28 protein-coding genes are annotated in these 26006 nt (G+C 36.1%); 19 read left to right on the top strand and 9 right to left on the bottom strand.

Features of this window, described 5'->3' with window-relative positions; translation table 11 throughout:
• The first annotated feature begins 43 nt into the window (after positions 1–43).
• Entirely contained in the window at positions 44–1555 is a 1512-nt protein-coding gene (gene atpD / locus ACJJVI_RS05105; protein ID WP_036583555.1) for a F0F1 ATP synthase subunit beta, read from the top strand.
• A gap of 72 nt (positions 1556–1627) precedes the next feature.
• Positions 1628–1903: a F0F1 ATP synthase subunit epsilon gene (locus ACJJVI_RS05100; protein ID WP_036583558.1), complete on the top strand. Its 276-nt coding sequence runs from the start codon at positions 1628–1630 to the stop codon at positions 1901–1903.
• Between the two features lie 92 nt (positions 1904–1995).
• Here ACJJVI_RS05100 and ACJJVI_RS05095 read toward each other — a convergent pair whose 3' ends face one another.
• Positions 1996–2421: an ankyrin repeat domain-containing protein gene (locus tag ACJJVI_RS05095; protein ID WP_036583560.1), complete on the bottom strand. Its 426-nt coding sequence runs from the start codon at positions 2419–2421 to the stop codon at positions 1996–1998.
• 214 nt (positions 2422–2635) lie between these two features.
• Between ACJJVI_RS05095 and ACJJVI_RS05090 the strand changes: the two genes are divergently transcribed.
• The 7 genes from ACJJVI_RS05090 (at position 2636) to ACJJVI_RS05060 (ending at position 9360) form a co-directional block, all read left to right on the top strand.
• Positions 2636–3760, top strand: coding sequence for an aminotransferase class I/II-fold pyridoxal phosphate-dependent enzyme (locus tag ACJJVI_RS05090; RefSeq protein ID WP_405350817.1), 1125 nt, complete (start codon positions 2636–2638; stop codon positions 3758–3760).
• Positions 3757–4170, top strand: coding sequence for a hypothetical protein (locus ACJJVI_RS05085; protein WP_036583564.1), 414 nt, complete (start codon positions 3757–3759; stop codon positions 4168–4170). The genes ACJJVI_RS05090 and ACJJVI_RS05085 overlap by 4 nt, the downstream gene beginning before the upstream one ends.
• The gene (gene bioD, locus ACJJVI_RS05080) at positions 4163–4783 is read left to right on the top strand and encodes a dethiobiotin synthase (RefSeq protein WP_405350814.1); all 621 of its coding nucleotides are present in this window, start codon (positions 4163–4165) and stop codon (positions 4781–4783) included. The genes ACJJVI_RS05085 and bioD overlap by 8 nt, the downstream gene beginning before the upstream one ends.
• Positions 4780–6078, top strand: coding sequence for an adenosylmethionine--8-amino-7-oxononanoate transaminase (gene bioA, locus ACJJVI_RS05075; protein ID WP_405350812.1), 1299 nt, complete (start codon positions 4780–4782; stop codon positions 6076–6078). Before bioD ends, bioA begins: the two co-directional genes overlap by 4 nt.
• Positions 6079–6135: 57 nt before the next feature.
• Positions 6136–7266 (top strand): beta-ketoacyl synthase N-terminal-like domain-containing protein, encoded by a 1131-nt coding sequence (locus ACJJVI_RS05070; protein WP_317290382.1) that lies wholly within the window; start codon positions 6136–6138, stop codon positions 7264–7266.
• A 65-nt stretch (positions 7267–7331) separates the two neighbouring features.
• On the top strand, positions 7332–8420 hold the full coding sequence (bioB, locus tag ACJJVI_RS05065) for a biotin synthase BioB (protein WP_036583571.1): 1089 nt from the start codon (positions 7332–7334) through the stop codon (positions 8418–8420).
• 64 nt (positions 8421–8484) lie between these two features.
• The gene (locus tag ACJJVI_RS05060) at positions 8485–9360 is read left to right on the top strand and encodes a cupin-like domain-containing protein (RefSeq protein ID WP_042244891.1); all 876 of its coding nucleotides are present in this window, start codon (positions 8485–8487) and stop codon (positions 9358–9360) included.
• Here the strand turns inward: ACJJVI_RS05060 and ACJJVI_RS05055 are convergent.
• From ACJJVI_RS05055 to ACJJVI_RS05045, 3 genes are all read right to left on the bottom strand, one after another.
• Positions 9350–9823: a regulatory protein RecX gene (locus ACJJVI_RS05055; RefSeq protein ID WP_036583576.1), complete on the bottom strand. Its 474-nt coding sequence runs from the start codon at positions 9821–9823 to the stop codon at positions 9350–9352. The two genes, ACJJVI_RS05060 and ACJJVI_RS05055, sit on opposite strands and share 11 nt — an antisense overlap.
• Positions 9824–9917: 94 nt before the next feature.
• The gene (locus tag ACJJVI_RS05050) at positions 9918–11456 is read right to left on the bottom strand and encodes a ribonuclease E/G (RefSeq protein WP_036583578.1); all 1539 of its coding nucleotides are present in this window, start codon (positions 11454–11456) and stop codon (positions 9918–9920) included.
• A 367-nt stretch (positions 11457–11823) separates the two neighbouring features.
• Positions 11824–12114, bottom strand: coding sequence for an HU family DNA-binding protein (locus ACJJVI_RS05045; protein ID WP_036583580.1), 291 nt, complete (start codon positions 12112–12114; stop codon positions 11824–11826).
• A 131-nt stretch (positions 12115–12245) separates the two neighbouring features.
• On the opposite strand from ACJJVI_RS05045, the gene mutY reads away from it, so the two are divergent.
• From mutY to ACJJVI_RS05020, 5 genes are all read left to right on the top strand, one after another.
• On the top strand, positions 12246–13292 hold the full coding sequence (gene mutY, locus ACJJVI_RS05040; RefSeq protein ID WP_405350808.1) for an A/G-specific adenine glycosylase: 1047 nt from the start codon (positions 12246–12248) through the stop codon (positions 13290–13292).
• A gap of 45 nt (positions 13293–13337) precedes the next feature.
• The gene (locus tag ACJJVI_RS05035; RefSeq protein ID WP_042269108.1) at positions 13338–13829 is read left to right on the top strand and encodes a single-stranded DNA-binding protein; all 492 of its coding nucleotides are present in this window, start codon (positions 13338–13340) and stop codon (positions 13827–13829) included.
• A gap of 9 nt (positions 13830–13838) precedes the next feature.
• A complete protein-coding gene (locus ACJJVI_RS05030) occupies positions 13839–15143 on the top strand; it encodes a gliding motility-associated protein GldE (protein ID WP_405350805.1) in 1305 nt (434 codons plus the stop codon).
• Positions 15128–15694 carry a gliding motility lipoprotein GldD gene (gene gldD, locus ACJJVI_RS05025; RefSeq protein WP_405350803.1) on the top strand — a complete coding sequence of 189 codons (567 nt, stop codon included), beginning with the start codon at positions 15128–15130 and terminating at the stop codon, positions 15692–15694. The genes ACJJVI_RS05030 and gldD overlap by 16 nt, the downstream gene beginning before the upstream one ends.
• A gap of 85 nt (positions 15695–15779) precedes the next feature.
• Complete coding sequence (locus tag ACJJVI_RS05020) at positions 15780–16691, top strand: EamA family transporter (protein ID WP_317290376.1); 912 nt, start codon at positions 15780–15782, stop codon at positions 16689–16691.
• A gap of 67 nt (positions 16692–16758) precedes the next feature.
• Here ACJJVI_RS05020 and ACJJVI_RS05015 read toward each other — a convergent pair whose 3' ends face one another.
• Positions 16759–18822: an insulinase family protein gene (locus tag ACJJVI_RS05015; RefSeq protein WP_405350800.1), complete on the bottom strand. Its 2064-nt coding sequence runs from the start codon at positions 18820–18822 to the stop codon at positions 16759–16761.
• Positions 18823–18829: 7 nt separating this feature from the next.
• Positions 18830–20551, bottom strand: a complete 1722-nt coding sequence (locus ACJJVI_RS05010; protein WP_042269105.1) for an insulinase family protein — start codon at positions 20549–20551, stop codon at positions 18830–18832.
• Positions 20552–20730: 179 nt separating this feature from the next.
• Between ACJJVI_RS05010 and ACJJVI_RS05005 the strand changes: the two genes are divergently transcribed.
• The 3 genes from ACJJVI_RS05005 (at position 20731) to rpmA (ending at position 22312) form a co-directional block, all read left to right on the top strand.
• Entirely contained in the window at positions 20731–21213 is a 483-nt protein-coding gene (locus tag ACJJVI_RS05005; protein ID WP_036583597.1) for a DUF4199 family protein, read from the top strand.
• Positions 21214–21325: 112 nt separating this feature from the next.
• Entirely contained in the window at positions 21326–22003 is a 678-nt protein-coding gene (gene rplU / locus ACJJVI_RS05000; protein ID WP_042269104.1) for a 50S ribosomal protein L21, read from the top strand.
• Between the two features lie 48 nt (positions 22004–22051).
• Positions 22052–22312: a 50S ribosomal protein L27 gene (rpmA, locus tag ACJJVI_RS04995; protein WP_036583603.1), complete on the top strand. Its 261-nt coding sequence runs from the start codon at positions 22052–22054 to the stop codon at positions 22310–22312.
• Positions 22313–22403: 91 nt separating this feature from the next.
• On the opposite strand, the gene ACJJVI_RS04990 is transcribed toward rpmA, so the two are convergent.
• The 3 genes from ACJJVI_RS04990 to ahcY form a co-directional block, all read right to left on the bottom strand.
• Positions 22404–22769, bottom strand: coding sequence for a hypothetical protein (locus tag ACJJVI_RS04990; protein ID WP_042244877.1), 366 nt, complete (start codon positions 22767–22769; stop codon positions 22404–22406).
• Between the two features lie 123 nt (positions 22770–22892).
• Positions 22893–23108, bottom strand: a complete 216-nt coding sequence (locus ACJJVI_RS04985) for a hypothetical protein (protein WP_036583607.1) — start codon at positions 23106–23108, stop codon at positions 22893–22895.
• 109 nt (positions 23109–23217) lie between these two features.
• The gene (ahcY, locus tag ACJJVI_RS04980; RefSeq protein WP_036583610.1) at positions 23218–24534 is read right to left on the bottom strand and encodes an adenosylhomocysteinase; all 1317 of its coding nucleotides are present in this window, start codon (positions 24532–24534) and stop codon (positions 23218–23220) included.
• A 114-nt stretch (positions 24535–24648) separates the two neighbouring features.
• On the opposite strand from ahcY, the gene ACJJVI_RS04975 reads away from it, so the two are divergent.
• The gene (locus ACJJVI_RS04975) at positions 24649–25284 is read left to right on the top strand and encodes a 4'-phosphopantetheinyl transferase superfamily protein (RefSeq protein WP_348022142.1); all 636 of its coding nucleotides are present in this window, start codon (positions 24649–24651) and stop codon (positions 25282–25284) included.
• On the top strand, positions 25277–26005 hold the full coding sequence (locus ACJJVI_RS04970) for a geranylgeranylglyceryl/heptaprenylglyceryl phosphate synthase (protein WP_405350796.1): 729 nt from the start codon (positions 25277–25279) through the stop codon (positions 26003–26005). Before ACJJVI_RS04975 ends, ACJJVI_RS04970 begins: the two co-directional genes overlap by 8 nt.
• Position 26006 lies beyond the last annotated feature (1 nt).

The following is a 26006-nucleotide window of genomic DNA, read 5'->3' as shown; positions in this document are numbered from 1 at the left end:
GCTTTTTGAAGCCGTATCTTTTTAAGTTTAAAAACATTATATAATGTCTCAAATTACAGGTAGCGTTTCACAAATCATCGGTCCGGTGGTTGACGTAACATTTGACAGTGCACAAGGGGCACTTCCTAAAATTTATGATTCTCTTGAAGTAGAACTTAATGGTAACCTTCTAGTTTTAGAAGTGCAGTCTCATATCGGTGAGAATACTGTAAGAACCATTTCTATGGATTCAACAGATGGTCTTTCACGTGGAACCGCTGTTAAATCTACAGGGAACCCTATTAAAATGCCTATTGGAGATGACGTTTATGGTCGTCTTTTTAATGTTATCGGTGATGCGATTGATGGTTTAGGTAACCTTCCTAAAACAGGAGATGATGGTTTATCTATCCACAGATCAGCGCCAGCATTTGAGGATCTTTCAACATCTACAGAAGTACTTTTTACTGGTATTAAAGTAATCGATCTTATTGAGCCTTATGCAAAAGGTGGTAAAATTGGACTGTTCGGTGGAGCTGGAGTAGGTAAAACAGTATTGATTCAAGAATTGATTAATAACATTGCAAAAGGTCACGGTGGACTTTCAGTATTTGCTGGAGTTGGTGAGCGTACACGTGAAGGGAATGACCTTCTACGTGAGATGTTAGAATCTGGAATTATAAAATATGGAGATGCATTCATGCACTCTATGGAAGAAGGTGGATGGGATTTACAAAAGGTAGATAAGGAAATCATGAAAGATTCAAAAGCGACATTCGTTTTTGGTCAGATGAATGAGCCGCCAGGAGCACGTGCACGTGTTGCACTTTCTGGACTTACTATTGCTGAGTATTTCCGTGATGGAGCTGGAGATGGACAAGGGAAAGACGTACTTTTCTTCGTTGATAACATTTTCCGTTTTACTCAAGCAGGTTCTGAGGTATCTGCACTTCTAGGTCGTATGCCATCTGCGGTAGGATATCAGCCTACACTAGCAACTGAGATGGGAGCGATGCAAGAACGTATTACTTCAACAAAGAAAGGATCTATTACATCTGTACAAGCGGTATACGTACCTGCAGATGACCTTACAGATCCAGCACCAGCAACAACATTTGCTCACCTTGATGCGACTACAGTATTATCACGTAAAATTGCAGAATTAGGTATTTACCCAGCGGTAGATCCACTAGACTCTACATCTCGTATTCTTACTGCAGACATCTTAGGAAAAGAGCACTATGAGTGCGCACAAAACGTAAAAGAATTATTACAGCGTTATAAAGAACTTCAAGATATCATTGCTATCTTAGGTATGGAAGAGTTATCTGAAGAAGATAAACTTGCAGTAAGCCGTGCACGTCGTGTACAACGTTTCTTATCTCAGCCATTCCACGTAGCAGAGCAGTTTACTGGTCTTAAAGGTGTGTTAGTTGACATTAAAGATACTATCAAAGGATTTAATATGATTATGGACGGTGAGTTAGATCACTTACCAGAAAGTGCATTTAACCTTAAAGGTACTATTGAAGAAGCAATTGAAGCAGGAGAAAAAATGCTTGCTGAGGTATCATAAATCAAACAATGGCAGTCGCGGTAATTAAAGGATTATCGCGACTGTTTTATTGTAATTGAAAAGTAAACAAAGATGATTTTAGAAATAGTAACACCAGAGCAAACTCTTTTTAGCGGTACTGTTGAATCTGTATCGGTTCCTGGTATAAGTGGACAATTCCAAATGCTGGATAATCACGCACCTGTTGTTTCATTATTAGTAAAAGGAGCTGTAAAGATTTTTGGTAAAGTAGAACTAGAAGAGACGGTTGCGTCTTTATTTACCAAAGAAGATGGAACTACTAATTTTCACATCACTGGTGGAGTTATAGAAATGAAAGATAATAAAGCAATCGTATTAGCCGACTAATATACTTTACTTTATAAGATATTAAAAAAGCCTCGATTCTTATGAATCGAGGCTTTTTTTAGTTTAACACCAGTAAGTAAGTATTAAACTTTTTATTTCAAAAGCTTTTGTATAGCTGCTGCGTTATTTCCAGTTGCATAATCCATTGCAGTTTTTCCGTCTAATTTTAAAGACTTATCAGCTCCAGCGTCTAATAACATAGACACTAAGTGTGGACGTCCCATTTGAACAGCGGTCATTAAGGGCGTCATATTATTACATGTATTGTTAATATCGATATTCTTTTGAGTAATTAAAAACTGTAAAACATCTGCACTGTCCATTTGAATGGCTAGTTGAGCAAGTGAAGAAGTGGATTTACCAACCTCATAACAAGTATCCTTGTTACTGTCTGTAACTAAGCTATTAATGGCTGTGGTGTCGTCGTTCTTAAGAGCTTTGGTAAGATCCATGCTCAATGTTTGTGCACTTGCTAGAGTTCCTAAACATAATGCCACTATAAATATTGCTTTTTTCATCGTGTTGTTATTAATGTGATGCTAATATAAGATTTTTTTAAAGGACACAAAATCAATTAGCTCTGTACTCAAGATTATCAATAGGTTCAAATGTATAGCATTGAATAGCTAGACTAGTGCAGTTAAGTAATGTCTAGAAAAAAGATGGACTGTCTATAGTTCATATTCCATAATAACTATGATTCGATAACAGATTACTCCTTACTTTTGCCACATGCTACCAGATAAACTCTTACGCAAACTAGGCATGCGACACTTCTCAGGAAATATGCGCAGACTTAAATCGCACAACAATCTTATAGATTTTGCATCTAATGATTACCTGGGTTTTTCAAAAATCCCTATGGTTGAGGAGTCTACCTTACTACATGGCGCCACCGGTTCTAGATTGTTATCTGGACATAGTAAAGCATTTGATACATTAGAAAATCGTATCGCTCATTTTCATAAATCAGAAAATGCACTCATTTTTAACTCTGGTTATGACGCAAATCTAGGTTTAATAAGTAGTGTTGCGCAGCGTGGCGATTTAATTTTATATGATGAGTTAGTACATGCCAGTATTAGGGATGGTATTCAACTTTCGATGGCACGTTCCCTTAAATTTCGACATAATGATATTGATCACTTAAAAATATTACTAGATAAATTCGGAAAAGGTGAACAACTAGAGGTTTATGTGATCACTGAATCTGTTTTTTCAATGGATGGTGATCAAGCACCACTAGTAGAATTAGCTCAGCTTACTACAAAAATGAATAATGCTTATCTTATTGTTGATGAGGCACACGCTTTAGGTGTTATAGGTCATAATGGTGAAGGTCTCGTACAGTATTTAGGATTAGAAGATCAAGTTTTTGCTAGGGTTGTAACATATGGTAAGGCGTTAGGTTGTCATGGTGCTTCCATATTAGGTAGTAGTGATTTAGTACAATACTTGATTAATTTTTGTCGCACATTCATTTATACCACAGCATTACCGCCACATGCTCTTTTAACTATTAATGCTGGTTATGAGCATCTCGAGAATCAGCATGTACATATAAAAAAATTACAAATTTTAATACAGCAGTTCAATAAACTAGTGGTGCAAAGTGGATTGCGATTACGCTTTCGCGAAAGCGAGACCGCCATACAAGTTTGTATTATACCAGGTAACAAGAATGTAAGAAAAGTGGCTGGTCAATTGCAACACAAAGGATATGATGTAAGAGCCATTTTATCACCTACTGTACCAGAAGGTCAAGAGCGATTAAGGTTATGTCTACATAGTTATAACACTATTGATGACTGTGAATTTGTCCTTCAAACCATTGCAAAATCTCTGAAAAAGAAATGAGCAAATTTAGAACAATAGCTGTATTTGCTTATCCTGCAGAGGCTGCAGTCATTAAATCTAAACTAGAAAGCGAAAATATCTCAGTTTTTTTAAGAGATGAGTTTACCATTGCTACAGATCCGTTTGCCACTAATGCGATAGGTGGTGTAAAAATGGATGTATACAAAGAAGATTATATTAAAGCTATAGGGCTTATTGAGAAATCAAACCCTGAAATTACACAACGTATTACTCATCTGGTAATATGTCCTAAATGTAAAAAAAGAGCCGTAAGAGAACAAGGTGATGTGATGACAGCAACTACCTTTGCAGAACGATTAAAAGCAGTACTCTTAAGCATTTTTCCTTTCTCAAGCGATAAGCATTATAAATGTATGAACTGCTCCCATAAATTTGATCTTAATGAATAGTTATTTTATAACAGGAATAAGTACAGATGTAGGTAAAACGCTGGCGGCGGCTGCAATTACTCAAGCGTTAGAGGCAGACTACTGGAAACCTATACAAAGCGGTGGAATAGAGCATTCGGACCGTATGGAAGTGCAGCGATTGATCTCAAATAATGATACTGTGTTTCATAAAGAGCGGTATTTTTTAGAAACACCTATGAGTCCGCATGAAGCTGCTGCTATTGATGGGATAACGATAGAATTAGAAGAGATTAAAAGACCGCAAACGGAAAACAATCTGGTCATAGAAGGCGCTGGCGGACTGTTAGTTCCTTTAAATGATAAACACACGATTATAGATTTAATTCAGCCAACGGATAAGGTAATTCTAGTTAGTTCTGGTTATCTAGGTAGTATCAATCATACCTTATTGAGTATTGAAGTCTTAAGGTCTCGTGGTCTATCGTGTGCTGGTATGATTTATAATCAGGTTGAGTTATCAGGAACTATAGAGATTATTGAAAAAATGACTGGTGTTCCTACTATAGCTCATTTATCTTATATAGACTCATTAAATAATGATAGTGTTGCAGCAGTTGCCCGTACGATGAGAGAAAAGCTATTAGCAATATGACATTAAAAGAGCTTCAAAAACTAGATGCCCAGCATATATGGCATCCATTAACACAGCACAAAACTGCAAATAGTCCTCTTGCGATAAAAAAGGCGCAAGGGAACTATCTGTTTGATATGGCTGGTAAGACCTATTTTGATGCGATTTCAAGTTGGTATACTTGTAGCTATGGTCATACTAATCCGGTGCTAACTCAAGCAATTAAAAAACAAGTTGATGAATTACATCATGTTGTATTTGCAGGAATGACTCACGAACCTGCTGCGCGGTTATCTAAGAAACTGATCGGTATCTTGCCGGATAACCAACAGAAATTATTCTTTTCAGAGAATGGTTCTACTAGTGTAGAGATTGCTCTAAAGATGGCTTTTCAATATCATTTCAACCGTGGAGAAAAACGTAATGTAGTAATTGCCTTAGAAAATGGCTTTCACGGCGATACTTTTGGAGCTATGAGTGCCAGTGGCCTATCTGTTTATAATGGACCATTTGAAGATTTTTTTATAGATGTTAAACGCATTCCTGTTCCTACAGAGGAAAATTTAAGCGAAGTTCTCTACCTAATTGATGAACTGACAACTCAAAATCAAGTGGCCTCTTTTATATATGAACCATTAGTACAAGGTGCTGCTGCCATGCAAATGCACCGGCCAGAACATCTTTGTCAAGTCTTAAAATGTTTCCAAGAAAAAGGAGTTTTAACAATTGCAGATGAAGTGATGACTGGTTTTGGTAAAACAGGCTACAATTTTGCAAGTGAAGCGATGCTTAACAAGCCAGACATGATGTGCCTTTCAAAAGCACTAACTGGCGGTATTATGCCTATGGCTATTACCACTTGTACAAAAAAGGTTTATGATGCCTTTTATGATGATGAGCTAGCGCGTGGTTTTTTTCATGGGCATACCTATTCAGGGAATCCTCTGGGATGTGCTGTTGCAGCCGCCGCTATCGACCTCTTAACATCTGATGCTATTCAAGAGAACATTCAATTAATCACTCAATCTCATAAAAAACATATTAAGGTTTATCAATCACATAACGCAGTTGATTCAGTACGTTCATGTGGTGTTATTTTAGCAATTGATCTTGCTATAGAAATGGAACGTTATGGGAGTAAACGTAATGAGATTTTTCAATGGTTTATGAATCATGGAGTTTTTTTGAGGCCATTAGGGAAGACCATTTACATTGTGCCTCCATTTACAACATCACCGCAAGAGTTAGAGTTACTTTATAAAGCCCTACTGGTATTCCTGGATGAAATGACTTCAAAAAAAGCCCAATTTTTATAGCCTTTTACTCGGTTTTAAACTTAAGTATGGGCATTTTTGCAATAGAATAAAATAAGATTGAAAAACCCAATTTATATTAACGGATCTGGTGTGGTATCACCATTATCTTCCGCAGGTTTTAGTAGTGATTCTTCTGCTATTTTAGTTTCCGGTAATGATCTTGTTGCGCCCATTAGCGATTTACATGATGTTAGAATAAAAGAACTTCAGGCAGAATCTAAATGGTATAGTCAATTAGATCGATCTGTTTTATTGGCCATTTTAGCCGCTAGAGAAATTAAAGTTCCTGCAGGTAAGACAGGAATCAATATAGGTTCTTCTCGCGGTGCTACTCGTGTCTGGGAAGAAAGTTATACACGCTTTCGCGAAAGCGGAATAGCAACAACACAATCCTCTCCATTAACCACATTAGGCAATATATCTACATGGATAGCACAGGACCTAGGAGTGGACGCTACTGCGTTTTCACATTCTATAACCTGTGCTACGGCATCACATGCAGTACTTAATGCTATCGCATGGATAGAAAGTGATATGGTAGATCAATTTATAGTAGGTGGATCAGAAGCTCCTTTAACGCCGTTTACCATAGCGCAAATGAAAGCGTTACGTATTTATGCCACTCAAGAAAGTACTTATCCTTGTAAAGCATTAGATTTAGACAAGACTGGTAATACTATGGTATTGGGAGAAGCTGCTGCTTGTTATTTGCTTTCTGGAAAAGTTACTGAAAATACACAGGCAAAAATAATAGGTTATGGGGCTGCTATTGAAAAATTGAGTAGTGCAACATCAGTTTCTATGAATGGTCAGTGTTTACAAGAGTCCATGAAACGAGCGATGGGTGATATAGCATTAGAAGAAGTTGATGCAATTGTCACGCACTCACCAGGTACCATAAAGGGTGATATGGCTGAGTTTGCTGCAATACAAGAGGTTTTTGGAGATGATTATCCAACATTGTGTAATAATAAATGGCAGTTAGGTCATTCACTAGGTGCTAGTAGTGCTTTAAGTATAGCTATGGCGCTTGAAATGTTTGATAAATCAACCTTATTTACTATTCCTTACTTAGAATCTACCTTTACAAATCCTAGAGGCAAAGAGGTGAATCCACAAAAAATATTGATTAATGCAACAGGTTTTGGCGGTAATGCAGTGAGCCTATTGTTAGAAAAACATATATAAATAAAAGGCGTTGAGTAGGTAAGTAAGATTGACTTTTCTATTTTTACGCTGTATATAGAACGATTATGAGACACGACTGGACTAAAGAAGAAGTTTTAGAAATATATAACAAGCCATTAATGCACCTTTTATATGAGGCGGCAACAATTCATAGGGAATCACATAACCCTAACCAGGTACAGGTCTCTACATTATTATCTATAAAAACGGGTGGATGTCCTGAAGATTGTGGTTATTGCCCACAAGCAGCTCGTTATCATACTGATGTAGAGGGAAATGACTTGATGTCTGTTCAACAGGTAAAAGCACAAGCTTTACGCGCTAAATCTAGTGGTAGTTCTCGTGTATGTATGGGAGCAGCATGGAGAAATGTAAAGGATGGACCAGAATTTGACCAAGTATTGGAAATGGTGCGTACAATTAACAAACTAGACATGGAAGTTTGTTGTACACTAGGAATGATTACAGAAAATCAAGCTCACAGACTTGCTGAGGCTGGATTATATGCATATAATCACAACTTAGATAGTAGTGAAGAGTATTATAAAGAAGTGATCTCTACACGCGGTTATCAAGATCGTCTAGATACTATCGATAACGTGCGTAAAACTAACGTAACGGTTTGTAGTGGTGGAATTATAGGGATGGGAGAAAGTGCTGAAGATCGTGCAGGAATGTTAGTGGCATTAGCAAGCTTAAGTCCGCAACCAGAAAGTACTCCTATCAATGCATTAGTCGCTGTAGAAGGAACGCCGCTAGAAGAACAACAACCAGTTTCTATATGGGATATGGTACGCATGGTAGCTACTACTCGTATTGTAATGCCGCAAACGCAGGTTCGTTTAAGCGCTGGACGTACACAAATGACTAGAGAAGGACAGGCAATGTGTTTCTTTGCAGGTGCTAACTCCATATTTGCTGGTGATAAATTATTAACGACGCCTAATCCTGATGTAAATGAGGATATGGAAATGTTTAAGCTTCTAGGTTTAGAACCTATGAAACCTTTTGTGAAAAAAGCACAACCAGAAACAGTGGAAGCTCAATATTCTGAATATAAAGCATTAGGTGAAAAGCCTAAATGGACGCGCCCAGATCATAAAATAGAGCGTAATGAAGAGGCAAAACTCGCTGCAAAAGCAGCAAAAAGCTAGTTCTGCCAGTATTTTAAGTGCTATTTCCATAAACTGGATAGATTAATTTTACGTTATATCTTCTATGCAGCAATTGAATTTGAAAGACATACCTCGAGTTAGGACAATGAGTAAAGAAGATTTTGTTAAAAATCATCTCAAGCCTCAGCGTCCTGTTGTCATAGAAAAACTAACAGAAGACTGGCCAGCTTATCAAAAATGGAATCTAGAATATATCAAGGAAGTTGCAGGAGATAAAACAGTGCCGCTGTATGATGACAGACCAGTAAAGCATGATGAAGGTTTTAATCAGGCTCATGCAGAAATGAAAATGGCAGATTATGTGGACCTGCTTAAAAGCAAGCCTACTAACTTCAGGATTTTCTTGTATAATATATTAAGTGAGGTTCCTATTCTTCAAGGTGATTTTAAGTTCCCAAAACTAGGCATGAGGTTAATTAAAGGCTTGCCTATGATGTTCTTTGGTGGTACAGATTCAAGAGTCTTTATGCACTATGATATTGATTTTACTAACATATTGCATTTTCACTTTCATGGTAAAAAGCGCTGTATCATTTTTCCACCAGATCAGAGTAAGTTTCTTTATCGAGTGCCACACTCATTAATAGCACGAGAAGATATAAATTTTACTAATCCAGATTTTGAAAAGTGGCCTGCTTTAAAACAAGCACAAGGTTATGTATGTGAATTAAATCATGGTGAAATGCTCTATATGCCAGAAGGTTACTGGCATTTTATGCATTATCTAACGCCAGGTTTTTCTATAAGTTTGCGCAGCTATCCACGCAAGTTAAAAAATCTAGGGAAGGCATTATATAATTTAGGATTCATGAGGTATTATGATAACTACATGCGTCGTAAAAAAGGACAAGACTGGATTGATTATAAAAATCAGCAAGCTGTAACACGTACTCATAAAAAGCTAAATATTAAGAAATAAGCTCTTTTACCTTATCATACACTAAATCTCCTTCCCAACCTCTGTATAAAAGATAGTCGGCTAGTTTCTTACGTTTGCGATATTTATCTTTTTCACTATGTAGTTGTTCATACCGCTTTCGCGAAAGCGTATCAAATGAAACCTCATATTCTTCAGGAGTGATTTCTTGTAAAGCAATTTTGATGTTACGTTCTCCTATTTTGCGCAATTTGAGTTCGCGTATAATTCTATTACGTCCCCAATGTTTATAGCGAAATTTTCCTCTCGCATAGCTTTGAGAGAAACGAGTTTCGTTTAAAAAATTATGCTGTATCAGATGTGGTATGATTTCATCTATCGCGAGTTGAATCATTCCCATCTTACGCAATTTATCTTCTACCTCTTTATGACAGCGTTCTTGATAGACACAATAGCGTTCTATAGCACGAGTAGCTTGTTCAACGGTAAAAGTTTCTTGTTGCATATTGCAAAGATAGTATTATGTAAATAGTATCTAAGTAGCTGTGTTATATAAAAAAACGCCTATAAACTTGCGTCTATAGGCGTTTTCAAAAGGTTTAGAGTACTTTACCATCCTTATCTGTGAAATTGTATTCTAGATAAGTGTAAGCATCTCTAGGCGATACTTTAATCCATTTTTTGTGATTCATAAACCACTTAGAACGTATGGAAGGATAGCCTTTAGTTATAAATGCCGCAACAAAAGGATGCGCATTAAGCGTCACTTTTTTGTGTCCATTTTTTAAATGTTTTTCTAACTCTTCTTTTATCTTATCGATAACAAGAATGGGAGCTTGAATTTCATTTCCATTGCCATCAGGATTCTCTTCACGAGTCTTGATATTCATTTCTTGCCTTACACGTTGTCTAGTGATTTGAATTAATCCAAATTTACTAGGAGGAAGTATTTTGTGTTTAGCACGATCTTCAGACATTTCATCTCGCATGTGTTCATAGAGTTTTTTTCTATTTTCTGCCTGGCGCATGTCTATAAAGTCAACAACTATAATACCACCCATGTCTCTTAATCTTAATTGTCGCGCTATTTCACTAGCGGCGATAAGATTAGTTTCTAGAGCAGTGTCTTCTTGACTATTTGCTTTGTTAGATCTATTTCCAGAGTTAACATCAATAACGTGCATAGCCTCAGTATGTTCAATGATAAGGTAAGCACCTTTGCTCATTGAAACCGTACGGCCAAATGACGTTTTTATTTGTCTCTCAATACCATATTTTTCAAAAACAGGTGTGCGAGGATTGTGATATTTAACGATGGACTCCTTGTGAGGAGCGATAGTTTTAAGGTAATCTTTGATTTCAGAACATACTTCTTCATCGTCTACAACAATAGACGTGTAGGTGTCATTAAAAACATCTCTCATAATTGAATTAGTACGACTGACTTCAGTCATTACTTTAGAAGGAAAATTTGCTTTGTGCAATTTAGCACACATATTTTCCCATTTTGTGATAAGGTTCTGTAAGTCCTGATCCAGTTCTGCTACTAGTTTACCTTTTGCAACGGTACGTACTATTACGCCGAAGCCTGCAGGCTTAATACTTTTAACAAGTCTTTTAAGTCGGCTCTTTTCTTCACGATCTTCTATTTTTTGAGAAATAGAAATACGATCTGAGAAAGGAACGAGAACTACATATCTACCAGGGATAGAAAGCTCTGCGCTTAGTCTAGGTCCTTTTGTGGAGATAGGTTCTTTAACTACTTGTACTAGAATAGGTTGGTTAGGTGCAACTACATCTGTAATGCTGCCTGATTTTTCTAATTCCTTTTCTAGTTTAATATCTTTTAATGCATAATTCTTGCGTCTACCGCTCAGAATTTGCTTCGTGAATTTAAATTGGGTAAGGTATTGTGGTCCTAGATCATGATAGTGTAAAAAACCATCTTTTTCATAACCTACATTTACAAATGAGGCATTAAGACCAGATAAGACCTTGCGAGATTTGGCAATAAATATATCGCTTACCGCAAATTTATTTTCATCTTCATCTTGGTGTAGCTCGACTAACCTACCATTTTTAGTAAGTGCATAGTCGACCTTAGTAGAACCGGAACGGATAATAATTTCTTTATCCATGATTCCAATTGTTAGTTCTATAATCACGTAAGGATTATAGAAAAAGTTATACTTTAAATAATGTTATAGATATCATACCTATAACGATACGAGTTATATCCCTATAACTCTATGTCAATGAACTTAAGGTTGTGTTTATATCAAAAGGTAAAGTGGCTCCTCATATAGTACAAGGTACCAACACGACTTTTCTTAAAGTGTGCAATTTAAAAGGTGACAACTGTACCAGACTTTGATATAAAAAGAAAAAGTAGTGAAATACTACTTTTTCTTCTTGTGACGGTTAGCGCGACGACGCTTTTTACGTTTGTGGGTTGCTACCTTATGTCTTTTTCTTTTTTTACCGCTTGGCATATCTCTTATATTTTTACTTAACTTTTACTCTTGTTTTCACACCTTCTACAAATACTTTAGCAGGTTTAAATGCTGGTATATTGTGAGCTGGTATTTTAATCGTTGTATTCTTGGAAATATTACGTCCAGTTTTCTCAGCTCTTGTCTTAACGATAAAGCTTCCGAAACCACGTAGATATACATTCTCTCCAGATTCTAAGGAACCTTTTACTTCATTCATGAAAGATTCTACAGCTGCCTGTACATCAGTCTTTTCCATTCCCAACTTATCTGAAATTTTAGATACGATATCTGCTTTAGTCATGTTTAAATTGAATAATTAATTAATAGGGTTTGTTAAACAGGGCGCAAATATACGGTAATAATACAAATACAATTCTCTAATTGATTAAAATTTAAGAAGATATATCTTGCGCTCTCTTAAATAAATATGCAATGAGTTTTCACCAACTACTTATAAAATGGTATGAAATACATAAAAGAGACTTACCATGGCGCGCTACTCAAGACCCTTATCGCATCTGGCTTAGCGAGGTTATATTACAGCAAACTCGTGTAAATCAAGGCTTACCATATTACGATAATTTTGTTAATACCTATCCTACGGTTTATCAATTAGCCGCTGCTCCACAAGAAAATGTACTTAAATTATGGCAAGGATTGGGCTATTATTCTCGGGCTAGGAATTTACATATGGCAGCTCAACAGGTAGTTGATATGGGTGGTTTGTTCCCAGATTCTTATAAAGAGCTATTGAAATTAAAAGGTGTGGGCGATTATACAGCAGCAGCTATTGCAAGTTTTGCATATAAAGAGGTCGTCCCAGTGGTAGATGGTAATGTGTATAGGGTCTTATCTAGAATATATGGTATAAGTACTCCTATTAATGAGAGTGCTGGTATAAAAGAGTTTAAAAAACTAGCGTCTCAGTTGATAGATCATAATCAGCCAGATGTATATAATCAGGCAATTATGGAATTTGGTGCATTACAATGTTTACCTAGAAATCCTGACTGTGCTACTTGTCCATTTAGCGATGATTGTATCGCTTTAAGTGATAATCGTATTGATGAATTGCCTGTAAAAATTAAAAAGGCAAAAGTAAAAAATTTACATCACCATTATATAGTACTACAAACACCTCAGGATAATACGATGCTTCAAGAGCGTCCGCAATCCGGTATCTGGGCAGGTTTGTTTGAGTTTCCCTTTATAGAAAGCGATGGAGCTCTATTATCAGTAGAATTTAGAGATAAACTACAACAACAGGAATGGTGGTCAGGATTCCGCTTTCGCGAAAGCGTATATAATCAAGATCCCATTATCCACAAGCTATCGCATCGCAAGATTCATGCTTATTTCTGGATTGTTGAAATAGATCAAGAAATTGAAAATGGGATTACTATTCAACAAGCATTTCAAAAACCACTACATATTTTAATGCATCGTTTTATAAGTTCGTTCTGGAATTCTTATCTTTAAGATTAATTATCTTTACACGCTTGATATTAATCAAAAAAGTATAAAATGGCAGGAACAGTAAACAAAGTGATTCTTATAGGACACACCGGTGATGAAGTGAAAATGAAGTATTTTGAAGGTGGTAACTGTATAGGTCGTTTCCCGCTGGCAACTAATGAAGAGTATGTTAATAGAAATACTGGTGAGCGTGTTTCTAACACAGAGTGGCACAATTGCGTAGTACGTAACAAAGCTGCCGAAGTTTGTGAAAAATACCTCAAAAAAGGAGATAAGGTCTATATTGAAGGTCGCATTAAAAACAGACAGTGGACTGGCGAGGATGGACAACAACGTTACACGACTGAAATACAAGTTCAAGAATTCACGTTTTTAACTCCTAAAGGTGAGAACGCAGCACCTACTCAACAACAATCACAAAGACCAGTTCAACCACAACAGGTTAGTCGCCCAGCACAGCCACAACAGCAAGCTAACCAGAGTTATCAAGGTGCGCCAGCTCCTGCATCTAGCGATGACGATGATGATTTACCATTTTAATTACAAATAGTGGATCCCGACTCATCGCATTTATTGTTTGCAATACTTTCTGGCTCTAGTGAGCTGGTTTATTTTTTAGTCTTTATAATATTATTAATCTTAAGCGCCATGGTCAGTGGTGCAGAGGTTGCTTTATTCTCGCTAGAAACTATAGATTTAGAAGATGAACATGTAGATTTCCCTAGACGTGAATTAGTAGCAAAACTTCTTGCTAGACCTAAAAAATTGCTTGCAACCATACTGATCGCAAATAATGCAATCAATATTACGACAGTTCTTATTTTTAGTATACTAGCAGATAGTTGGTTAGACTCTATAGATACAGAGTGGTTAAGATTTGTTCTAGAGGTTGTTATTGCAACGTTTTTGATATTGTTGTTTGGTGAGATTTTACCTAAGGTTTATGCAAACCGTAATGCCATGCAGTTTGCAAATTTTATGGCTATACCACTTAATATACTAGATAAGATATTCAGCTTTTTAAGTCTACCCATGCGTTATGTGACCATTCAAATCCATGAACGATTAGGAAATAAAAAATCAAGTATTACAGTATCTCAATTATCACAGGCATTAGAGCTAACAGATCATCATGATACTACTGATGAAGAACAGCAATTGCTTCAAGGTATTGTAAGTTTTGGTAATACAGACACTAAAACGGTGATGCGCAATAGAACAGATGTTTTTGCGCTCGATGAAAGCCTGTCGTTTAAAGATATTATTACAGAGGTTATATCTAATGGTTATTCTAGAATACCTGTTTTTAAAGAAAGTATAGATCAGATTACAGGTGTGCTTTATGTAAAAGACTTACTACCTTACATAGAACGTAAAAATTTTGAATGGACTAAACTTTTGCGCGAGGTTTACTTTGTGCCAGAGAATAAAAAACTTGATGACTTACTTCAAGAATTTCAAGAGCAAAAAAAGCATCTTGCTATTGTAGTAGATGAATATGGAGGTACCAGTGGTTTAATCTCACTTGAAGATATTATTGAGGAGATTGTAGGTGATATTAGTGATGAGTTTGATGATGAGAACCTAGTGTATTCAAAATTAGATGATAAGAATTTTGTTTTTGAGGGAAAAACACCTTTAAAAGATTTTTATCGCATAACAGAATTAGAAGAGTCAGAACAAGAGCTATTTGATAATTCAAAAGGAGAATCAGAAACCGTTGCTGGATTTTTATTAGAGCAAACGGGATACTTTCCTCGCAAATTAGATAAAATAACCTTTGAAGGGTTTACGTTTGTAGTAGAGTCCATGGATAAGAAACGCATTAAACAAGTCAAATGTACCAAGCCTTAAAATTCCTTTTTATATTAATTACAATTATTGCTCTTGCTAGTTGTGGTAATGATGCGCTCCAGCCCAAGCCAGAAGCAAAGCTAGCTCTACAGTATCCATCACCTGAATATCAAAGACTTGATAAGGGTAATTGCCCTTTTACTTTTGAGGTGAATTCTTTTGCAAGAGTACTTTCTAAAGGCGATTGTGCTATGAAAATAGAATATCCTTTTATGGATGCTACGGTATATATGGACTATGCGCCAGTTAAGGATAATATTAGAGAGTTATTAATAGATGGTCAGAAGCTATCATTCTCCCATAATCGTATGGCAGATGTTATAGACGATAAAATTTATCTTAATCCAGATAAATCTGTTTACGGAATGATGTATGCCATTGAAGGTAATGCTGCTTCAAACGTTCAATTCTACTTAACAGACAGCGTTCAAAACTTTATAACAGCATCTCTTTATTTTGACCGTACACCTAATTATGATTCTATTTATCCAGCCGTTGATTATATCAAACTTGATATGCGTAAGATGATGGAGTCCATGGATTGGAAATAGTATAAACACATAATTGTATTCCATTTAAGAAATAACTTTGATTTAGTTTCTTAAAAAGAATGACCTTTGAGCTTTCAGCAATCACATGGATAATTCTAAGCTCAAGTACGTTTACCTCATCATTCTTAGTTTAATATGGGGAACCTCATTTATACTTATAAAAAAAGCATTAGGAGATGACGGAACCGGTAATCTAGTACTACAACCGTTGCAACTAGGTGCTGGTAGAACTATTATATCTGGATGTATTTTAATAGCTATAGGTTGGAAATCATTTGCAGCTACAGATCGCAAGGATTGGAAATGGCTTTTTATCTCAGGACTTTTAGGTACTTTTTTTCCAGCGTTTCTTTTTGCATATGCACAGACAGAAATAGATAGTGCTATAAGTGCGATTCTCAATTCTACAGTACCGTTAATTACTTTAATTATGGGTGCGGTTATATTTGGTATTGCTTTTTCTCGCACCCAATTATTAGGCGTTATCATCGGGCTTGCTGGAGCGATTGCTCTTGTCTTCTCAGGAATGAAAAATAATCCAGAACAGAACTACCTTTTTGCTGGGCTAGTCTTTATAGCATGTACTTGTTATGCAAGTAATGTGAATATTATTAAAAGATATTTACAAAACATAAAGCCGCTCGCTATTGCAACAGGGAATTTTATCTTTATACTGCCTCTAGCGATAATCGTATTTTTTAGTGCAGATGGCGCTTCTCTAGAGTTTACTAGTGAGCCAGTACTTAAAAGTCTAGGCTACATAATTGTGCTTTGTATTTTTGGTACTGTTGCTGCAAAAATTATGTTCAACAAACTTGTTCAGATCACTTCTCCTGTATTTGCTAGTTCTGTCACGTACCTAATGCCTGTGGTAGGATTAACATGGGGAATGATGGATGGAGAGACTTTTAGTATCTGGCAAGTACTAGCCACTATGGTCATCATATTTGCTGTTGTACTTGTTACTAGAGATAAAAAAAAACCAGCAACTAAATAGTTACTGGTTTTTATAATAAAATTTATGTTTTACACGCTTTCGCGAAAGCGTAGTAATCATACTCTTTCTAGAAATCAGAATCTTTTAATCCTGGATTTACTTTAAGGTCTTTTAATTCAAATGTGATTTCCTGTCCCATCATAGGAATTACCATAGAAGTAGGGAATTTTACACCTGAATAATCTTTATAATCTGAAAACTGTGTCACTGACATAGTAGGTCCTTGTGGTGTCATAGTCATTCTCTCTAAACCTACAAGAAGACCAGTTTCTGTGTCATAGAATGATTTTCTCATATCAGTCCATTTAATAACAAAAACATTATGATTACCAAGACGCTCAGCGCCTACTAGTTCAGCCATGTCTGCATGATATAATTCTGGAAAGAACAACGCTTCAGATTTGACCGCTTCAAGTTGCTCACCACTTAATTCTTGTGATTGCCCTTGAGCTTTTACCATTCCTTTACCATCTTTATAGACTTGCTTGCTCATCTCACGTCCACCCATTTTCATAGTTAGCGCCCAGCTGTCACCTTTTTGGATTTTAGTGGCCATAATTATCTCACCCATAGGAGAAGTAAACACAGAGAATTGAGAGATGTCATTAATTTTCATAACAGCATCTTTTCCACCTATAGCTTTGATATAGTTATCTAATACTGTTTGAGCTGTTAGACCTGCTGGGATTTCAATAGTAGAAGGACGCTCAGTTTCATTTGCATTTTTATCATAGAATTTGATAGGTACTGGTTGCCCGTTAAGAGTCATTTTTTCAAGCGGTTCAAGAATATCTCCAGCTTTACCTACAACAACTATACGTATGTTATCTGGGCTCAAAAATCTGTTTGCAACACGTTTTATGTCTTCTTTAGTTACTTTATTGATATTAGCAATAAAATTCTTGTAGAAGTCATTGTCTAGTTCATTTTTCTGAATTCTTATAGAGCGATCTGCAACTACAGATTTATCTTCTGAAGACATAATAAAGTTTCCTAAGAATTTAGCCTTGGCAGTTGCTAGCATCTCATCTTCTACAAACTCAGTACGTATTCTATTTAACTCTTTAAAAGTTTCTACAATGGCGCTATCAGTTACTTCATTACGGATTTTTGCACTTGCGGTAAAAGTACCTTTGTAATTTCTACCAGTACCTATATTTGAGCGTGCTCCATAAGTGTATCCATTCTTTTCACGCAAGTTCATATTTAAATAAGAGCCAAAAGAACCACCGAAAACATAGTTTGTTACTAAAGCCGCATAGTAATCTGGATCACTCATCTTCAAATCTGAAAGGCTGTAAATTGCCAGTTCTGTTTGAACCGCGTTAGGTACGTCAACTAAGTTAATTTGAGTTTGATCTACGTCGCTTAAAGTAGGTAATGTAGCTTTTGGAGCCATTCCTTTTTCCCATTTGCCAAAGTATTTCTTAACCAGCTTTTTTGCTTCTTTTTTCTCAATATCTCCTGTGATTATTAAGTACCCGTTTGAAGGTTTGAAGTAAGCGGCATAGAAATTCTTAACATCATCAAGTGTTACGTTGTTTACTGTTTCTTCGGTTGCAAATTCACCTGCTGGGTGATCTTTTCCATAAACTAATGCGCTACGTACTTTACCGGCTATAGCAGCAGCACTGTTCTCACCAGATTTTAATCCTTCTAATAATTGAGATTTTTCAAAATCTAATTCTTCTTGAGTAAAATTAGGTTTAAAAGCAGCCTCTGCAAAAAGTCCAAAAACGTCGTTCTTATACTTAGATAAACTAGCGGCAAAACCACCACCAGTTCCCACACTAATTCTTGCGCCTAAGAAATCTACTTGCTCGTTAAATTTCTCTTTAGCAGTTTCAGTAGATCCTTTTCCCATGATAGCTCCGGTTAAGGACTGTACACCAGCCTTATCACCTTCAAACACTGGTGGATTATTTAGGTCTAAACTCATACTGAAAGTAGGTAGCTTCTTGTCAGTTACTACAAGTACTTTTAAACCGTTTTTAAGTTCAAATGTATATGGCTTACCTAGGTTTATTTCTGGTGTTGGGCCAGAAGTAGGCATTTGAGATCGGTCTATTTGTGCAATGGCACCTGCTCCTGTAAGGAGTAATACCATTAAAAATATAAATTGCTTTTTCATTGTTATATTATTTTTTAGTAATGGTAAATTCAGTTCTTCTAGACTGCTCATATTCTTCATCAGAACATGTTTTGCTTTCGCAATCTACTACTGGGTTTTCTTCTCCACGTCCTACAGCCTTTACTCTATTAGCAGTAACACCTTTTGAGATTAAGTATCCTTTAACTGCATCTGCACGTTTTTGAGATAAGGTTTTGTTGTAACTATCGCTGCCTCTTGTGTCAGTGTAAGTTTCTGCAAGAATTTCCATGGTAGAATTCTTCATCATCATATTAACGATGCGATCTAGCTCTTTTGCAGCACTTTCAGTAATTGCTGCTTTATCGTTGTCAAAATAGATTTTGTTGATTTGTAGTTTATTGTCTACAACCTTTACCTCATCTGTTGCGGCAGCCATTTCTTCTTCTGTCGGTGCGCTACCAGCTAGATAATCTAACTCTAGTCTTTGATTAGGTTTCAAATACTTATTTGCAACTCTCTTAATGTCTTCACGTGTAATGCTTCTATAGATGTCTAATTCTTTATTGATTAAACCAGTATCGCCTTTTAACATATTGTAAGTGGCAAGTGAAGCTGCAATTCCTTCTACTCTAGAGTTTGAGCTTACAAATCTAGTTTCGAATTGATTTTGAAGTTTTTGATATTCTCTTTCAGAGATTAATTCTGTCTGAAGTTTTACGATTTCTTCATCCATCACTTTTGCAAGTTGGTCTAAAGAAACATCACCTTTAGAAAGAGCTCCCATTGTATAAGTACCATAATCTTGGTTAGACTGTGCAAATGCTAATACTTGTAAAGCTATTTGCTCTTCTTCAACCATTCTTTTTTGCATTCTTGAGCTCGCTCCACCAGTTAAAACAGAAGAGATGTAATCAAGTACATATGCATCACGATCTATAGATTTAGGAGTAATGTAAGAGAAGATTTTTACCGGAATCTGAATGTTAGCATCATACTCAGTTGCATAACGAGTTTCAGTTATAGGTGCCTCAACGATTGTCTTACGGACATTTCTTGGTGCTTTATTAGGAATAGGACCAAAATAGTCCTCAATCATTTTCTTAGTTTGATCGATATTGATATCACCAGCAACTACAAGAGTAGCATTATTAGGGTTATAGTATTTATCATTAAAATCTTGAAATTCAGAAAGCTTTGCAGCATTTAAATCTTTCATAGATCCTATAACACTTTGTCCATATGGGTGTGTTTTGAATAAGTGCTTATCAATACCAGTTCTATAAAGAATTGCTCCATATGGTGCATTATCGATACGCTGGCGCTTCTCTTCTTTCACGACTTCATTTTGAGTATCTACACCTATTTGCTCAATTTTAGGATGCAACATACGCTCGCTTTCCATCCATAGACCCATTTCTAAATTGTTAGAAGGGAACGTCTCGTAGTAGTAAGTACGATCTTGAGTTGTGTTAGCATTATTGCTTCCACCATTTGCGCTTACAATGTCAAACCATTTCCCACGCTCAATGTTCTCTGTTCCTTCAAATAAAAGGTGTTCAAAAAAGTGAGCAAATCCTGTTCTACCTGGGTCCTCGTCTTTTGCACCTACTTGATACATAACTCCAGTTGTTACAACTGGCGCACTATTTTCTTGATGCAAGATTACATGCAATCCGTTAGGTAGATCATACTCAACGTACTCCACTTCTTGTGCAAATCCCGACACAGCCATAAAAGCTGCTGCAAGACTTAAAACAATTTTTTTCATTTTGTGATTTTTACGATTGTTACTTTTAGTTAGTGTTTTTTCTATATGAAACGTTACAGGTTTCTTATAGAATTCTCAAAATTAGCCGTTAACTACCTATTTATGAGTTAAAGAAAGGTCAAATAGGCTGAGATATCTATGGAGTAGCCGTAATTTAAAATCAATCAAAATTTAATAACATGTTATTTTCAAAAAACACACTCAAAATATCCCTCAGTATTATCTTTCTTTTAATTGCATATTTCTTACTCATCGCCTCTATAGGTGTTGCAGATAAGGTCTATTTAAGTTTCCTTAACGCGCCCATCATGGCGATAGGTTTGTATTTTATAATAAGGAGCGTTTTTAAGTCACAGCCAAATGATTTTAAATACATGGATGGTTTTTTATCTGGTCTAGCAAGTGGTTTTTTAATTTCTGTTGTATTCACAGTTTTTATGGCGATTTATCTTTTTGAGATTAATCCAGATTTAGTTCAAGAGATGAGCGCTTCAATACCTTTAGCTTCAGGAACTGATGAAGTGGGATTGTTACTATTTATCTTTTTATCAGGCGTCTCTACCGCTATTGTGAGTTCTTTACTTATTATACCTATTTTTAAGCAATCGTGGAATACAAGAGGAATGAGGAATTCTCAAAAGCCTCTAAATCAGAATTCTTAGTTAAATACTTGTGAGATTTACGCTTTCGCGAAAGCGAATTTTAAAAAAGTTTGCTAATTACCAGAATAGCAGTATATTTGCGTCCATTTTTTAACAAAGTTAAATTACAATTATGTACGCAATCGTAGAGATAGCAGGGCAACAATTCAAGATCGAGAAAGATCAGAAGTTGTTTGTACATCGTTTACAAGAAGACGAAGGAGCAACAGTTTCCATCGATAAAGTTCTTCTTTTAGGCAATGACAACGACATCACTCTCGGCGCCCCAGCTATAGAAGGAGCATTTGCTGAAGCAAAAGTTCTGGGACACCTTAAAGGTGACAAAGTAATCGTTTTTAAGAAAAAACGTAGAAAAGGATACCGTAAGAAAAACGGACACCGTCAATCATTAACTGAAATTCAGATCTCTAGCATTTCTGCTACAGGTGGTAAGAAATCTGCTCCAAAAGCAGAAAAGAAAGCACCTGCAAAGAAAGCAGCTCCTGCAAAAGAAGCGGCTCCTGCAGCAGCTCCTAAGGCAGCAAAGAAGGCAACTTCTAAAGCAGATGATCTTAAGAAAGTTGAAGGTATTGGACCTAAGATTGCAAGCACTCTTAATGAGGCAGGTATAACAACCTTTGCAGAACTTGCAAAAACTGACGCTGCAAAGATTTCTGAAATCATAGCAGATGTACGTGGTAATCATATCACAGACTCATGGCCTATGCAGGCTCAAATGGCTGCAGATGGTAAGTGGGACGAATTAAAAAAATGGCAAGACGAAGCTAACGGCGGAGTTATGCCAAGCTAATTAAAGTAGAACACGATATTTTTATAAATATCCTTAAAATTTATAACCATGGCTCACAAAAAAGGAGTAGGTAGTTCGAAAAACGGAAGAGAATCTCATTCAAAACGCTTAGGTGTTAAGATTTTTGGTGGACAAGCAGCAATTGCTGGTAACATTCTTATTCGTCAGCGCGGTATGGAGCACCATCCAGGTGAAAACGTATATGCTGGTAAGGACTTTACATTACATGCAAAAGTAGACGGATTAGTGAAGTTTACTAAGAAAAGAAATAATAGATCTTACGTTTCTATCGTTCAGGCAGAAGCTTAAAAACTATTTTTTTTACATTAAAAAATCCCAAGTTGCTTAAAGTGACTTGGGATTTTTATGTTCAATAAGTTTTTAAAAACCGTTGCTTCGTCTATTTTATTAAGTCTTGTTTATTTAAAACAACAACTAATGAGTCGATAAATTCACGTTGTTTTAATAATCCTTTATTTTCAATTTGTATGGTGTAAAAATCAGTAAGACTAGTTTTGTCTATCAAAGTAGTGTCTAATAAAGCATTAAGGCTCGTGGTTAATCTAGATACAGGCCAGTCTGTCATTTGTATGGAGTCCTTAGTGATTTTAAGTCCGGCATCTCCATATATTCCGCCAGCATTACCACCTTCTATAAAGCCCGATAGATTTGCCGTTTCAATCTCCTGACGCGGAAAATCTGTTGAACATGAAGTTACAACTATTGATATAAGCAATATTGATAAATAGATACTTAAGTTTTTCATAAGTAAAAGAGTTTAAATATAAACGATATGATTAATGGTAAAGTGTTTAATGAAAACAGCCAGTAAAAACACACTCTTTAAGGAGTATACTTTACTGGCTGCTATTTTATTGTCTAATAGGCCTTATGGTCTACCTTTCAATCTTTTCTCAATCTTCTGCTTTTTGGCAGTGAGACGTTTCATAAGATCCATGATCTCTTCGTCTTTGTTTTCCTTGTAAATATCATTTAAACCTAAGATTAGATCCTTTGCTCTTCTTGATGCGTGGACTCTATCGCTGGTTGACATATTACTCATTGTTTCAGTTTCAAAAGCTAATGCTTCTTCGATAATCTTCATAAATTGTTATTAATACGCTTTCGCAAAAGCGTAGTTACAATATCCGCGCCATTTGCAAAAAGTGTTAAGTTAAAAAATAAAACTTAATACCCAAGCAAAAGGTTAAATATTAATATCTGTAATATTCTGGCTTGAAAGGTCCTTCAACCTCTACTCCTATATAATCTGCCTGATCTTTCTTAAGAACTGTAAGCTCTGCGCCCATTCTTGATAGGTGTAATGCTGCTACTTTTTCATCAAGATGTTTAGGTAACATATAAACTTCATTTTTATATGCATCTGCGTTAGTCCATAATTCGATTTGAGCAAGAGTCTGATTTGTAAAAGAGTTGCTCATTACAAAACTAGGGTGACCTGTTGCACAACCTAAGTTTACCAAACGACCTTCAGCTAGTAAGATGATATCTTTACCATCAATCGTATACTTATCAACTTGTGGTTTGATTTCTACCTTAGAACTACCGTAGTTCTCATTTAAGAAAGCAACGTCTATTTCATTATCAAAGTGACCGATGTTACAAACGATTACTTTATCACGCATGCTTTTGAAATGCTCACCGCGTATAATATCTTTATTTCCTGTAGTTGTGATAACGATATCTGCGTTTCCTACTACATTCTCTAATTGTTTTACTTCAAAACCATCCATTACGGCTTGTAATGCACAAATAGGATCGATTTCAGTTACTGTTACAATAGATCCTGCACCACGGAAAGAAGCTGCGGTACCTTTACCTACATCACCATATCCACAAACTACAACGCGCTTTCCAGCAAGCATCGTATCAGTTGCACGTCGTACAGCGTCTACAGCACTCTCGCGACAACCGTATTTATTATCAAACTTAGACTTCGTTACAGAGTCATTTACATTGATAGCAGGCATAACCAGAGTACCATTCTTCATACGCTCATATAGTCTATGAACTCCAGTGGTTGTTTCCTCAGATAAACCATTAATTCCAGCTGCTAGTTCTGGGAATTCATCAAATACCATATTAGTTAAATCGCCACCATCATCTAGTATCATGTTTAGTGGCTTTCTATCTTCACCAAAGAATAGCGTTTGTTCAATACACCAGTTGAATTCTTCTTCACTCATTCCTTTCCAAGCATATACTGGTATACCAGCAGCAGCAATTGCAGCAGCAGCATGATCTTGAGTTGAGAATATGTTACATGATGACCATGTTACGTCTGCGCCTAATGCAACTAGAGTCTCAATTAGTACAGCAGTCTGTATAGTCATGTGTAAACATCCAGCGATACGTGACCCTTTAAGTGGTTGTGATTCTTTATACTCTTCACGTAATGCCATAAGACCTGGCATTTCAGCTTCTGCAAGCTCTATTTCTAATCTTCCGTACTCAGCAAGAGTGATATCTTTTACTTTGTATGGAACGTATGGAATTGTGTTTGTACTCATAATGAATTTTAATATGTTAGCTTTATGTCGTTGATATGTTTAAAAATCAACAAATTAAAAGCTGTTATTTGCTTAAATTGCGGCTGCAAATTTACAAAAAACTAATCGATTCTCGTGCCTCTTTACAAAACCCTAACAAATAGAGAAAATACTACCGTATATGTCTGGAAGATAACTGAGTCTGAGGCGTGGTTGCGTACTGGACTGGAACTCTCTGAGAACTCTATTAATAGATTATTTACTATGAGTTCTGAGTTGCACAGGCGTGGCTTCTTGAGTATAAGACATCTTTTGAGAGAAGCTGGTTACACAGATCAAAATCTGTATTACAATGTAGATGGTAAACCACACCTAGATGACGGTATGAATATATCCATCACGCATAGTTATGAATTCACGGCAATTATCATAAGTAATGAACTTGTAGGGATAGATATTGAGAAGTTACGAGATAAAATTAAGCGTATCGCTCCAAAGTTTATAGGCTATGAAAAAGAGTTTGTTACAGAACTAGAGGACGCTATAGAACCATTAACGGTAATTTGGGGTGCAAAAGAATCAATGTATAAACTTTATGGGACAAAAGGTCTTGGTTTTAAAGCGCATTGTTATGTAGAGCCCTTTGAAATGGATTTAAACCACACGATATCTAGAATAGTCTATAACGGAGATAATTTTAAGTATGATGTATATTTCCAACGATTAGAAAACTTTATGATGGCATATATACTTCCTGCTCATAATGCATAATGTTTTAAGAACGATAAAGGAAAGCCAGCGTACTATGGCGTTCTTGTTAGATCCAGAAAAAACAAGGATTGAAGATTTAATAGAGACTTTTGATCACATTAATAATCTCAGAATTCTAATACAGACAGAGTTAAGTGTAGAGTACTTTGTACTTTTTGTAGGTGGTAGCACGATGATAAATGTAGATCTCGATAAATGGATACTCGCCGCAAAGGAAATTATAAAGATACCGATTGTTATCTTTCCTGGTTCACATCACCAACTCACCGAAAATGCTGATGGCTTGTTGTTTCTCAATTTAATTTCTGGAGACAATCCTGATTATTTAATAAGACAACAACGGCAGGCTGCTGCCCAATTATTAAGAAGTCAGTTGGAAATCGTGCCCACAGGATATTTGTTAATCGATGGCGGTCATGAAAGTGCAGTACAACGCGTTTCTCAAACTCTGCCATTATCTCAACATGATGCTGATTCTATAACTCATACAGCATTTGCTGGCCAGTTAATGGGTAATCAATTAATTTATTTAGAAGCCGGTAGTGGTGCTATTACACCAGTAAATCCAGAAATCATAAAATCTGTAAAAAATCAGCTGGAGATTCCTTTAATAGTTGGCGGTGGCTTGCGATCTTTACAACAATTAGAATCTAGCTATTTAGCTGGCGCTGATATGCTCGTTATCGGTACAGCAATTGAGCAAAAAATTAATTGGAATTAAA

This window comes from Nonlabens sp. Asnod3-H03 (assembly GCF_045063665.1).
Taxonomy (GTDB): Bacteria; Bacteroidota; Bacteroidia; order Flavobacteriales; family Flavobacteriaceae; genus Nonlabens; species Nonlabens ulvanivorans.
Note: the sequence above shows the minus strand (reverse complement) of the source record. Positions and strands in the feature narration are given on the sequence as shown.